This is a genomic window from Gordonia sp. DT101 (genome assembly GCF_049844895.1).
Lineage (GTDB): Bacteria > Actinomycetota > Actinomycetes > Mycobacteriales > Mycobacteriaceae > Gordonia.
In genome coordinates, this window is sequence record NZ_JBNCLX010000001.1 from 818,353 (window position 1) to 832,177 (window position 13,825).

At 66.6% G+C, this 13,825-nt stretch carries 7 protein-coding genes; all 7 read right to left on the reverse strand.

Going from position 1 to position 13,825, the window contains the following annotated elements; translation table 11 throughout:
• Positions 1-5 precede the first annotated feature (5 nt).
• Entirely contained in the window at positions 6-5,522 is a 5,517-nt protein-coding gene (gene pks13, locus ACLQ3I_RS04030; RefSeq protein ID WP_425800169.1) for a polyketide synthase Pks13, read from the reverse strand.
• A gap of 75 nt (positions 5,523-5,597) precedes the next feature.
• Positions 5,598-7,499: a long-chain-fatty-acid--AMP ligase FadD32 gene (fadD32, locus tag ACLQ3I_RS04035; RefSeq protein WP_425800170.1), complete on the reverse strand. Its 1,902-nt coding sequence runs from the start codon at positions 7,497-7,499 to the stop codon at positions 5,598-5,600.
• A 252-nt stretch (positions 7,500-7,751) separates the two neighbouring features.
• Entirely contained in the window at positions 7,752-8,738 is a 987-nt protein-coding gene (locus ACLQ3I_RS04040; protein WP_267631224.1) for an LLM class F420-dependent oxidoreductase, read from the reverse strand.
• Between the two features lie 168 nt (positions 8,739-8,906).
• Positions 8,907-9,905: a cutinase family protein gene (locus tag ACLQ3I_RS04045; RefSeq protein ID WP_425793030.1), complete on the reverse strand. Its 999-nt coding sequence runs from the start codon at positions 9,903-9,905 to the stop codon at positions 8,907-8,909.
• 3 nt (positions 9,906-9,908) lie between these two features.
• The gene (locus tag ACLQ3I_RS04050) at positions 9,909-10,466 is read right to left on the reverse strand and encodes a DUF732 domain-containing protein (protein WP_425793031.1); all 558 of its coding nucleotides are present in this window, start codon (positions 10,464-10,466) and stop codon (positions 9,909-9,911) included.
• A gap of 242 nt (positions 10,467-10,708) precedes the next feature.
• A complete protein-coding gene (locus tag ACLQ3I_RS04055) occupies positions 10,709-12,202 on the reverse strand; it encodes an alpha/beta hydrolase-fold protein (RefSeq protein ID WP_425800718.1) in 1,494 nt (497 codons plus the stop codon).
• Between the two features lie 261 nt (positions 12,203-12,463).
• Positions 12,464-13,453 carry an alpha/beta hydrolase gene (locus ACLQ3I_RS04060; RefSeq protein ID WP_425793032.1) on the reverse strand — a complete coding sequence of 330 codons (990 nt, stop codon included), beginning with the start codon at positions 13,451-13,453 and terminating at the stop codon, positions 12,464-12,466.
• Positions 13,454-13,825 lie beyond the last annotated feature (372 nt).

Consider the following 13,825-nt stretch of genomic DNA (forward strand, 5'->3'; position numbering starts at 1 on the left):
CTTCCTTACTCGCCGGCGTTGCCGCGGCGGCCCACATTCTTCAAACGCGCGGTGAGGTCCGCCCCGACCCTGCCGATATAGGGCTCGTCGACGATCGAGAGGTGGTCCCCGCCGATGTGGATGATCTCCAGGTCGTCGACCACCTCGCCCCACCGGCCGTCCTCATCGATCTTCGCCCACTGCGGTTCGAGTTCGATTGCGCCGTCGTGCATCTTGTCGGCACGGTAGAGGACCACCTTGCCGTCGTAGCTCGTCGGCTCGATGTTCGTGAGCGCGCGGTTGTCGAGGAACGAGGTGCGCTGGTGTTCGATGATGCCGCCGGGGATCTTGGTGCCCGACATCGACATCATCTCCATGATGATCTGGAACTGTCCCTCGTCGTCGGCCTCCACCAGCCGATCCATCGGGATGGGGACGTCCCCGTCGAGGTCATACGTCTTGACGGCGAAGTCGCGCCAGCGCTCCAGGCGGGCCCGCTTGGTGTCGGCGGTCTCGACCACCGGCTCCGACGGACGCACCACGTCGATCAGGCCGACGAAGTCGACGACCTCCCCCTCGTCGCGCAGCACCTGCGCACATCCGTAGGCCAGCGCGCCGCCGAGCGACCACCCGATCAGCACGTACGGCCCATGCGGCTGGATCTCACGCAGGCGCGGCATGTACTGCAGTACGCGCTCCTCGATCGAGCCCTCGACGCGGTCGAAACCGATCACCGGCTGGTCGTCGGGAAGGCGCTTGAGCAATGCCTCGTACGCCGAGGTGTTGCCACCCGCCGGATGGAAGAGCAACGCGGGCACCGGATCACCGGCCGACGGGTCGTACGACTTCTTGCCGTCCGGGACGAGACGCAGGTACCGGATGAAGCCGTCGGTGTGTGCGCTCGCGTCGAGGAACTCGCGAACGTAGTTCGACATCTCCTCGATGGTCTCGGAATCGAGGATGTCCTCGACGTCGATGTCACCGCCGGTACGCTCGTTCAGCCGATCGGTGAGCTGCTGGGCCATGTCGTCCGTGAGTACCGGGAGCTTGTTGAAGACGCCCCCGGCCGACTTCTTGGTGACCACCGCATACACACCGAACGTCAGTCGCTCGGCGGCATCTCGCGGCGGCACGTCGGAACCCGTGGCGTCGGCGACCGCCGACTGATCCGTGAGGTTGGTCGCGGGTTTCGGAGTGCCGTCGGTGGGTTTGACGTTGCCGTCGGCAGGAACCGTGTTGCTGTCGGCAGGTCTCGATACGGCGCTCGCTTCGCTCGGGCCTACTCGACCGGCGGTGGAGTCGTCGGTGGCGGTGCTGTCGGCAGGAACCGTGTTGCTATCGGCGGGTTTCGGGTTGCTGTCGGCGTCGATGAGTGCGTTCAGGGCCGCGGTGTCGAGATCGCCTTGTCCGGTAGAGCCTTCCGCGAGCTGGGCGACCTCGTCGCGGTGCTCGACGGCGTAGCTGACGAACTTGACCACGTCGGAGAGGTTGGCCTGCCGCATCGCCTGGAGCTGCAACTGCGGGATGTCGAACTCGAACTCGACACGGTTCTTGATGCGGACCGCCATCAGGGAATCGAGCCCCAGCTCGATCAGCGGGATCTCGCGCGGTAGGTCCTCCGGGTCGTAACCCATGGACTCCCCGACGATCACCGCAAGCCGATCTTCCACGGACTCATCAGAATCCGCGTTCCACTTGTTGCCGATGTCATCCACGACCTCGTCCTCGACGACAACCTTGTCGTCGGCGAAGACCGCTGCCGGCGACGTCTGCGCAGACTCGGGCTCGCCGGCCGGGGGCACCTCGCCCCCGGTCACGACCGCCTCGAACAGCATCCGGAAGTCCTTGTCCTGCTTGCTGTGCACCGTGACCGATGCACCTCCCGGGTGCGGGCTGAGGGTGGTGGTCAGCGTACCGACGGCCGGGATGTCGCCGTGGCCGAGAGCAGCACCGACGGTGGCGCCGGCCAGTACCTGCGCCGCGGCCGCCCGCACGAGTTCGCGCGGATCGGTGACCGCCGAGGCGTTCACCTCCCAGGCGTGACGCCCGTCGGGCAGTGCGACGTGCGAGCCCGGGACCTTGCCCGAGGACCCGCCGGACGACAGCTGCGCCTTGAGCCAGAAGTCCTTGCGCTCGAAGCGGGTCCGCGGGATCTGCCCGAATCCCCCGATGCCGAACAGCGAGCCGACATCGACCGAGTGTCCGTGCACGTACAGCTTCATCAGCGCGTTCACCACACCGAAGCTCTCGTCCTCCTTGCGCCGCAGCGTCTCGATGAGCTCGGCGTCGTGCAGACCGGCCGAGAAGGTCACCGCGGCAACGGAGATGAGGACGGCAGGGTTCGGCGAGAGTTCCAGGAACGTTCGGTGGCCGTTCTCCACGGACTTCGCGATGGCCTGGCTGAACCAGACGCTGTACCGCAGGCCCTTGCGGAAGTAGTCGATCGTGTGGACCGGGTCGTGGCCCGGGCGGTAGAACGTCTCCCGGTCGACCGAACTGTAGAAGCCGACGGTCGGACGCAGCGGCTCGATTCCGGTGAGCTCGTAGGACAACTCACCGAGGATCGGGTCCATCTGGGAGGTGTGGCTGGCACCCTTGGTCTGCAGCTTGCGACCGAGCTTCCCCGCCTCTTCGGCGCGCGCGACGATCGCATCGACCTGGGATTCCGGACCGCCGATCACCGTGTGCGTCGGTGCCGCGTACACACAGATCTCGAGATCGGGAAAGTCGACGAGGACGTCGTTGATGTCCTCGGCGCTGTACTCGACGAGCGCCATCAGGCGGATGTCGTCGCCCTGCAGCATCGACTCGCCCTCGCCCATCAGACGCGAACGCTGGCAGATCACTCGGGTCGCGTCTTCCAGCGAGAGTCCGCCGCTGATGTACGCCGCGGACGCCTCGCCCATCGAATGCGGTACCAGGACACCGGGTTCCGCGCCGTGATGGCGGAGCAGGTCGGCCAGGGCGACCTGGATGGTGTAGATACCGACCTGGCTCGTCTCGATGCCGTAGGTCTGCTCGTCGTCGAGGAACACCTCGGCGATCGAGTAGCCGAGCTCGTTCTGCACGTACTCGTCGACGCGGTCGACGTACTTCGCGAACACCGGATTCTCGGTGTAGAGCTGCTTGGCCATCTTGCGGTGCTGCGAGCCGAACCCGGAGAGCAGCCAGACCGCCGACGCCGCGTCGGGAGAATCAGCCGAGTAGACGAGCGGATTGTTCTTGCCCTCGGCGATCGCCCGCATACCGGTGATCGCATCCTCGTGGGTCCGGGCCATCACCACGGCGCGTGAGCGTCCGTGGTTGCGGTGCGCCAGGGCTCGGCCGATGTCGGCGAGCGCTGTCGCCTGTCCCGCTTCGGATTCCAGCCATTCCAGCAGGTCCTGAGCAGACTTCCGACGACGCGACGGCAGGAATCCCGAGATCACCAGTGGCACCACGGATCCCTCTGCGGCGCAGGGGGCGAAGCCGTCGGCCGGGTCTTTCTCGGTCTCCGCGATCGGCTCGGTGTCGGTGTTCGCCTGTGCGGCGAGGATGGCGCGTTCGGCCTCGGTCAGGTACTCGTCGTCGTCGAGGTCGGTGTCGAGGTCGGTGTCGAGGTCGGTGTCGAGGTCGGTGTCGAGGTCGGTGTCGAGTGGTCTCGATACGCCACTCACTTCGTTCGCGGCTACTCGACCAGCGGAAGCATCGTTCGCGGCTACTCGACCAGCGGAAGCATCGTTCGCGGCTACTCGACCGGCGGAAGGGTCGTTCGCGGCTACTCGACCAGCGGAAGCATCGTTCGCGGCTACTCGACCGGCGGCGGGGGCAGCACCGTCCAGATCCGACGGGAGTACCTCTCGGACCACGATGTGTGCGTTGGTACCGCCGAACCCGAAGCCGGAGACGCCGGCGATCGCGTGCCCGGAGTAGCGCGGCCACTCGGTGGTCTCGGGGACGACCTTCAGTCCGTTCGATCCGAACTGGATGTACGGGTTGGGACCCGCGTAGTTCAGCGAGGCCGGGATGCTGTCGTTCTGCATCGACAGCACCACCTTGGCCAGCGCGCCTGCGCCCGCGGCGGACTCCATGTGACCGAAGTTGGTCTTCGCGGAGCCGAGCAGGGCCGGCGTCCCGACCACGCGTCCCCGGCCGACCACGCGTCCGAGTGCATCGGCCTCGATCGGGTCACCCAGGATGGTGCCGGTGCCGTGGGCCTCCACGTAGTCGACGCTGCGCGGATCGATGGCCGCGTCGGTGTAGGCGTCGCGCAACACATCCACCTGCGCCTCGGGGTTGGGCGCGAAGATGCCGTTGGAACGACCGTCCGAGTTGACCGCGGACCCCGCGATCACCGCGAGGACCTGGTCACCGTCGCGGCGGGCGTCGGCCAGTCGCTTGAGCACGAACAAACCGCCGCCCTCGGAGCGCACCATGCCGTCGGCGTCACTGGAGAAGGCCTTGATGTGGCCGTCCTTGGCGACCGCGCCGATGGTGTCGAAGCCGACGGTCGCCGCTGGGGTCAGGATCATGTTGACGCCGCCGGCCAGCGCGACCTTCGACTCGCCCGACCGCAGGCTGCGGACCGCTTGATGGACGGCCACCAGCGAAGACGAGCACGCCGTGTCCAGGGCCACGGACGGACCGTGGAAGTCGAAGAAGTAGGAGACGCGGTTGGCGATGATCGACGTCGCCGTACCGGTCAGTGCGTAGGCCGCCGTCTCGTCGGAGCCTTCGCCCAGCCCCAGCGCGGCCATCAGCTGGTAGTCGTTGGTGGACGTGCCGACGAAGACGCCGACCGCGCCGCCCTTGAGGTCGCTGGGCGGGATGTGCGCGTGTTCGAGCGCCTCCCACGTCAGTTCCATCGCCAGCCGCTGCTGTGGGTCGACCATCTCGACCTCACGCGGGCTCATCTGGAAGAAGTCGGCGTCGAACGCCTTCACGTCGTCGAGGTAGCCGCCGCGCAGATTCCGCGCGTCGAGCACCTCGGCCATGCGCGGGTCGGACTTGAACTCGGTCCAGCGGTCGTCGGGTAGGTCGGAGATGCCGTCGCGGCCCTCGATCAGGGCCTCCCACGTCGACTCCGGGGTGCTGCCGGCCTTCGGGAACCGGGTCGAGAGTCCGACGATCGCGATGTCGTCGTCGGCATCGCGTTCGCGCTGCCAGAACGTGTCGGAGACCGCGTCGAGGCCCTCGTCCGGATCACCTTCGATGATGCGCTTGGACAGCATCGCGATGGTGGGGTGGTTGTAGGCGGCGGTCGCGGTGAGGATGACGCCGGTCTTGTCCTCGACGTCGGCGGCCAGCGCAACCGCGTCGCGCGAGGACAGGCCGAACTCCTCCATCGGGCGGTCGTCGGAGATCTGATCTGCCGGGATACCGGTGGCCTCGGACACCCAGCCCCGGAGCCAGTCGCGCAGTTCGGCGACGGTGAGGTCACCGGCCGTCTCGCCGGCGGTTCCCTCGCCGTGCCCCTCGATGTGCGAAGCGTCGTCAGCGCCGCTCGTCGACGAATCGTCGCCGGGCCCGACGTTGCTGGACTCTTCGGTATTCAGTTCAGACATCATTTCCAGACTACTGATCGAGGGCACCCGCAGAGGTGACCACGGGTGATTCGGGGTACCGGGGTGTCGACGCCGCTACTCGGCGTCGGGAAACGCGGTCTGCTTGTAGCCGCCACGAAGACTGCCGTCGATGTAGGCCGCGCGGGTGGCGCGACGGGCGATCTTGCCGCTCGAGGTCCGCGGGATCGATCCGGCCGGCACCAGCAGGATGTCGCGGGCCATCACTCCGTGCCGCGATGCGATGGCGGCGCGGACGGTGTCGGCGACCTCTTGCGGATCGTTCCGCTTGCCGGGGCCGCGCTCGGCGACGACCACGAGCTGCTCCGATGCGTCGTCGGCGTCGAACTTCAGGCCGCTGGTGGACTGCTCGAACACCACCGGGGGCAGCTGATTCGACGGCACGGCGAACGCCGCGACGAAACCGGGGCGCAGGCTCGCGCTCGACTCCTGCGCGCTGTACTCGAGGTCCTGGGGGTAGTGATTGCGGCCGTCGACGATGACGAGGTCCTTGACGCGGCCGGTGATGTAGAGCTCGTCGTCGAGCCAGACGCCGTAGTCGCCGGTGCGCATCCAGATCGAGTCCGCCGGCGCGCTCTCGGTGTGACTGCCCTCGGCGAGCGGGTTGGCGACCTTGTTGTGGAACGTCTCCTCGGTCTCGTCCGGCTTGTTCCAGTAGCCGGCACCGATGTTGAGGCCGCTCAGCCAGATCTCGCCGACGTGGCCGTCCTGCTGCTCGGTCGCGGTCTCGGAATCGACGATCGCCGCCCACTGGCTGACCGCCACCTGGCCGCAGGAGACCTGCGCGACGGCGTTCGGCGAATGCTGGTCGACGATCTTGAAACGGCCCGCGTTGAGTTCGTCACGGTCGACGTAGATGATCTTGGCCTCGTTCTCACGCTGGGTCGCGGAGACGAAGAGTGTTGCCTCGGCCATGCCGTAGCACGGCTTGATGGCCGTCTTCGGCAGTCCGTAGGGCTCGAAGGCATCGTTGAACTTCTTCATCGAGCTGACCGTGACCGGCTCCGAGCCGTTGATCAGACCGATGACGTTGGACAGATCGAGGCTCTCGCCCTCCTTCGGCAGACCGCGCATCGCAGCGTGCTCGAAGGCGAAGTTCGGGGCGGCGGCATAGGTCTCCGCGCCGTCGCTGGCGGCGGCGAGTTCCTTGATCCAGCGGCCGGGGCGACGAACGAAGGCCTGGGGACTCATGATGGTGATGTAGCGGCCACCGAGCGCGGGCAGGATCACGGTGAGCAGACCCATATCGTGGAACATCGGCAGCCACGTGACGCCACGGGCATTGCGGTCGATCTCGATCGTGTCGTAGATCTGCAGCACATTGGCGGCGACGGCCTGGTAGGTGATCTCGACGCCCGCGGGCACGCGGGTGGATCCGGACGTGTACTGCAGGTACGCGACGGTGTCCTTGTTGTGGTCCTTGCCCGCGACCGGGGCCACCCAGCTCGACCCGACCGAATCGGGAACGGCGTCCACGGCGATGACCCGCGGGCGCTCCTTGGCGGGGAGCGGCTTGAAGAAGTCACGGACCGCTTCGGCGGACTTCGTGGAGGTCAGGATCGCGGTGGGCCGGCAGTCACCGAGGACCGCGTGCAGACGGTCGGTGTGCCCGGGCTCGTCGGGCGAGAAGAGCGGGACCGCGACGTTGCTCGCGTAGAGCGCGGAGAAGAACCCGATCACGTACTCGAGCGACTGTGGTGCGAGAATCGCGACCCGATCGCCCGGCTTGGTGACCTGCTGCAGCCGTGCCGCCACCGCACGCAGTCGTTTGCCGAACTGCGCCCACGTCAGATCCTGCGCCTCACCGTCACGCTCACGGCTGTAGTCGATGAAGCGGTAGGCGAGCGTGTCGGCCTCGTCGCGCACATTGCGCTCGACGTAGTCGACGAGTGTGGCGTCCTCGGTGAAATGCAGTTGTCCGTTCTCATCGAGGAACTGCTCGAATTCTGTGTTCAACATCCGTTACTCCTGTGGCCCCCACGTGGCAGGCAGCACCCCCTGGTCGATCGGCACTCCCCGCGATGCCGTCCGGCCTGCGCCCTCCACGCCCTGTGTACTACCGCGGTCACGGTAGTCCAATCTTGTTATCTGCTCGAAATGCTCATGATCGTCAACTCGATCTTCGTGGCGGTGCAGAGCGGGCAAATCCCCCGGCTCGCCGCCACCCGATGTCCGTTCACCTGGTCATATGCGTTCAGGCCGTCGGCAATCTTACTCTCCCTTGAGAAGCTGGATCACCGGCGCGAACGCATCCATCTGGGTCGGAAAGACCCCTACGTAGGACATCGACGTCCGCCGCCGGACCTCCCGGATCTGGTCCGCTATCTCCTCGAAGGTACCCATGGCCAGATATGGCGAATGCAGCACGTCCGCGACGGTGAACTCGGTGTCCCGCTCGATGTTGGGCGGATAGCCCTGCTCGAGTGCCTTCAACGCCATCTCCGCCGTGGCCTCGCGGTCGTCGGTGATGACGATGACGGCGATCGTCCAGTTCAGTTCGATCTCGTCGAACCGGTCGCCCGCGGTCTCCCGAATCCGGTCGACGCGCTCGGCGGTCTTCTCGATCGTCATGTCCGAGAGCTTCATCTTGCCGTCCCGGGTGGTGCTCGGCGCCACCGAGATGATGTCGGCGTGCTTGGCGGCCAGCGCCAGCATCTTCGGCCCGCCGCCGCCGACGGCGATCGGCGGACGGGGCCCCTGACGCGGTCGCGGGCTGCCCTCGAGTCCGTTGATCTGATAGAACTCGCCGTCGAAGTCGACGGTCTCGCCGCGCATGAGGCCGTCCAGGATGGTCAGCGCCTCGTCGAGGCGCCGGATACGGACGCCGGGCGTCTCGAACTCGATGCCCGCCTTGTCGAACTCTTCCTTCATCCATCCGGCGCCGATACCGAGCTCCAGCCGGCCCTTCGACAGCACGTCGATGGTGGTGGCCTCCTTGGCCAGGAGCGCCGGATGCCGCCAGCCGTTGGCCAACACGGACGTACCGAGCCGGATGGTGCTGGTGGCCTGGGTCAGCGCGCCGAGTGCCGCGATGGGACCGACCTGGTTGCCGAGATGGTCCGGGACGGCGAAGGTGTCGTAACCGTATTCCTCGGCCGTCTGCGCAAGCTTCACGAACTTGCGCGCGCCGCCTTCGTCCTTGTTGCCTTCGCCGCCGGCGCCGAACCGGAACTTTCGCAGGTTCCCGGGTTCGCTCATTCGAAATATCTCCTCATGCGCGTGTGCGCGGTCGTCTGGGGCAGGAGCCCGATCGCCAACACACGTTAATGGAGCGAGAGGGCACCACCAAACGAATCGGTGAAGGTCGGCGGCATATTACGGCGTGTGCCACATCTGGGACCTTTGACCCAGTCAGGGGTGGCGGCCTCAGTTGTGTGCGGGCCGCGGCGCGTCGTGAATCACATCACTCGCCCAGCCGTACATCCACTGGGTCGCGGTGGAACCGTCGTGGGACCAGTACCGCGGCGTCCCGTACATCGCGTGCACCGGATTGTTGATGGCACCCGCGAGCCGGCTCACCGCTCCGATCGGATTCGTCACCGTCGGTGAGTCACAGATGAGATCGCCAGGCGCGCAGATGGATTGGACCCGATCCTGCAATTCGCCGAATCCGCCGCTGCGTGGTCCGGTCATGGTGATCCCGGGCACGATGCCGCGCATTCCCGACAACGCGACCTCGGCTCCCACACCGTTCGGGGAGGGATCGATGTCGTTCTGCTTGCCGGGTTCGCGGCGGCCGTCGGCGATGAGTCCGACGCCGAGGACGAGGTCCTGATCCGAAGCGGAGAGCACTCCCCGCCCGTTGCCGATGTTGCTAGCGAGGTCGCCGGCGATCACCGCACCCTGCGAGAAGCCCATGATCACGTAACGCGTCAACGGGCAGTTCTTGTTGGTCTCGATGATCTTGCCCGCGGCCCGCTTGTAGCCCTGCGTCCGTGAGACGTTGTAGTCGCTCTGATGGTCGGCCAGATTTGTCGGATTCCGGAACTGCGCGATGTAGGGCACGGTGTAGACGCTCGTGCGCGACGTCGGGAACTCATCGGCCAACGCGCCCGACACCCGCAGCATCAGCGACTTCGGATTGGCCGTCGGGTGGTACGGGTCGTCGTCGGGTGCGGATTCCCACGTCCCCGGGATGACGAGGCTCAAGACGTCGGGACAGTCGGCGGACTGGGCGTCGGGCCGCCCCGTGGTCTCCGTCGTCGACGGCCCGCCGGGAGTGGGGAGTCTCGGGGGTCCGGGCTTGAGGAGGGTGATCACCAGGATCACGATCAGGATGATCGCGGCGATCGCCAGCAGACCCAGGAACAACAGCAATTTCGGCAGCCGGCGCTTGCCGCGCGGCTTGGCCTTACGTGCGCTCACCCGTCAGCAGTAATGCTCGTCAGCGGCTTTGATCACCTTGTCGGCCTTGGAGTTCGCCTCTGCCACGGTCTTGGTGCCCGGGCCCACAGATGCCGTCACGAAGGCCTTGACCGTCACCGGATCGGTGCCCTTGCGCCGCTCGTTGCAGACGTATTCGGCCATCGTGAGGGCGACCGAGTTGTCGGTGTCGCCCATGAACGTCACCTTCTGCGCCTTGAGGGCCCCGAGATATGCCTGGCCCTTCGCGTTCACCTTCTGCCCGTTCGGGCCGGGGAAGCTCTGTGGCACGCCGGTGCTCGGATCGGGCGCGGTGGCCGGCAGTGCCGAGCCTGCCGCGGCCGATTGCCCGTTCTGTGTCGTCGAGCCGGACGTCGGGGCCGCGGAGGCGTCGGAGGTATCGCCGGCCGAGCTCGGCTGAGACGAGTACATCGAGGTGGTGGTGACCGGGTTACTGGTGATCGGGGCGGTGGCCGTCGAGTCGTCGGAACAGGCCGACACCGAACCCAGCGTCAGCGCGGCGCCCGCCACGACCATCGCGAGTTGCAGAAACTTACTGGTCATCGTCACTTCCTCGTCGCGCCCGGACAGTGGTTCCGACGGTGATCCATCGACCCCCGACCGCCCCGGCTCTCACCTGATGCCGCGCCTCGCCATCCGGCGATCGGCCTGCCGCAAGGCTACCTGCTCAGAGGCGCCACTCCGGCACAGTGACCCGCCCGACCTGCGGAAACACACCGATTCCTCAGCGAAGTCTCAGCACAGGCGACACCTGCGCTCAGTTTCGCGGCCCCAGCCCGAGTCCATCACTTGGTGACCCGTGCCCCGTCCTTGGCGGTCCACACGATCCGGCCGTGCTGGAAGGTGTTGAACCGGCCCTTGCCGTCACGGGTGGGAAGCTCGTCACTGGTCGGCAGGCCGAGCTTGCCGCCCGGACCGCCTGCGCCCACGTAGGCCCCGCCGATGCCGCCACCGATGACCTTCGGACCCTTCGGCCCGGTGATGATGCGACCGCCACGGAAGTCCTGGGCCTTGCCGCCGGGCACCGAGTACACGGGGGTCAGGCATTCACCGAGCGACTTCCGGTTGGCGTCGTAGGCCTTGCGGAACCCGACCTTGCAGGCGGGACGATCCGCACCGAGCCCCAGCGCAGCGGCCGCTTGAGGCCAGGATTGTTCCATCTCGAACTGCCAGTACGGCCACGTGTGTGTGCCCGACGGCCGGTACACGGCCTGACCGGGAATCCCGAGCTGGTTCAGCTTGATCGCGAACTGCTGAGAGGTCACGCGGCTCAGGATCTCCAGGCCGACGCCGGAGTAGTTGGTGGCCAGCATCGGGATGTCGGAGGCCTTGTCGTGCGGGCCGATCAGACCGTTGCCCGACGACACGTAGAGGCTCGTCCCGCGTAGCTTGTCGGCGAGCAGGTACGGATCGTGTTCTTTCCAGGCCGGATCGCTCGGCGGACCGAACATCTTCATCGAGTCGTAGCCGCCGCCGTCACGCAGGGCGAACTGGATGGCCTGCGGCATGCCGTACGAGGTCATCTGGAGGATGCCGGAGAACGACGCCGCGTACTTGTAGTAGCCCGGGTTGCGGGCCGCGAGCATCATCGCAGCCGAACCGCCCATCGACAGGCCCTGGATGCCGCGGACGTCCGTGGACCGCCACTGACCCTCCAGGACGGGCGGGAGTTCCTTCTGGAGGAACGTCTCCCAGCGATAGAGCTTGCCCTTGTCGCCGTCCTTCCAGTCCGTGTAGAAGCTGGACTCGCCGCCGATCGGGAGCACCACGTTGACGTTCTTGTCGCGGTAGAAGTCCTCGATGTCGGTGTTGAGGATCCAGCCGCTCTGATCATCTTGGGCACGCAGGCCGTCGAGGGTCACCAGCTGCGGGAAGCTCTGCTTGGGCTTGGACCACCAGTCGCGAGCCAGCAAGATCTGTACCTGGATGTCGTTGTTCATCGCCGGCGAGTGCACCCAGAGGGCGACACGGCGGTCCGAATACCAGTACGTCTTGGTGACCTTGACCTCGCCGACGGGCTGCGCTGCCATCGGGGCGGGCGCGGCCGGAGTCGCCTGCGGGGCGGGTGATTGCGGAGCAGGTGATTGCGGAGCGGGCGGAGCGGCTTCGCGAGGCTGAGCCGGTGCCGGCGGGGCAGCCGGCGACGCCGGGGCAGCGGGCGCCGCGGGCGCCGGTGGCGCTGCGGGCGCTGCGCTCGCCGGGGCCACCACGGCCGCGACGACGAGCACCACCGCGACGGCACTCGCCGCGCCGGCCGCCGTCCACCGGGCGATCACCATCTGCCGCCCCCGTTCATGCTGCGTCTCGTGACGCCGAACCACTCGCCGTTTCACCCTCGAACTCCTTCGCGCGCCTGAGCATCACAGCGTCCGCCCTGGTGAGTCGGTGACTTTCTCCCCAGAAGTCACATCAACCTCACAGACAACAGAACGCCCTACGTGTTTCTTACACGTAGGGCGTTCCGTTTTGCGTGCGCCACGCTGTTACGCGTGGGATTTGTGTGACTTATGTTGTCCGGCGGGTCGCCCCACCGTCCGCGATCAGCGGAAGAAGCCCCGGTTCTTGGCGTTCCACAACATGTCCTGCCAGTAGCCCCATGCGTGGGTGCCGTTGGCGTCGTAGGTCATGACGGGCACACCCTGCAGGGCTGCTGCCGCCTCGAAGGCCTTGGCCTGCGTGAACGCCAGGACCTCGAGAGTCGAACCCTTGAACAGGTCGTCGAAGACGTTCGGCAGGGCGTTGTACTGACCGAACAGGCCGTTGCCCGAGCCGACGAAGAGCTTCATGCCGTGCATGCGGTTGATGTTCATGAACGGGTCGTTGTCGAACCAGCGCGGGCTCCACGGCGGGCCCCACATGCTGTCGATGTTCCACGGCTTCGGGTCCACGTCCAGCATCGCGATGCGCAGTGCGCTGCGCATGCCCGGCGCGTTCAGGAAGTTGTAGCCCGACAGCGATGCCGCGCGGTCGAAGTTCCGGCGGTTCTGAGCACCGATCACGAGGGCGGCGTTACCGCCCATCGACAGGCCGGCGATGGCGTACTTGCGGCCGGCACCGACGCGGTAGCCGCGGGCGTCGAGGGCGCGGACCAAGGTGTTGGTGATGACGCAGTTCCACTTGTACGTGTACTTCTGGCCGTTGAAGTTGCTGGGCGCATCCCAGTCCGAGTAGAAACTCGCCGGGCCGCCGATCGGCTCCACGACGTTGACGCCGGAGCGCACCATCTCCTGGACGTTGCTGTTGATCTCCCAGCCGCTGTAGTCGTACTGGGCACGCATGCCGTCGAGCAGGATCACGGTCTTGTAGTTGCCCGGACGCTTCCAGGCACGGACCTTCACGTTCGGCATGCCGCAGCCGTTCACGAAGAACTGTTCCTGTCCGACCGATGTCCCACCGATCCGGGCATTCGCCTGGCCCGCTCCCCCGATTACTCCGGCGAGTCCGATCACTGTCGCCATCGCGACGAACACGGCGACGAAACGACTACTCGTCCGGCCGGCGGTTCGCGGCTTGGCAGCACCTTCGCGCATCGACTGTTTTCTCCCTCTGTCACCTGTCAGGTCGGGGACCTTCTGTCCCCGGCCCAACCGGATCTTCTACGACACCCGGCCGCTGGCCCTCCCCGAACCGATGCTCGATCGAGTCGTGAACAACTCGACCATCGGCCGACATCGGGCCGATCAGCACCGTTTTGGGAGCCTATTGCAAACCCCCTACCCTGACAAACCCTGTGACAGCAGTCACAAGGGCCAGGGAGACCCCTCGGTGGTGGGTCAGCGCACGGGCGTCCTGGTCACGCTGGTCTATCGACCAGATCCTGCCGAACGTTACCGATTCGAGATATTGAACACCAACCCGAACTGATGCCGATCTGTTGCCGATCCGACGGCCAGGACGACGAG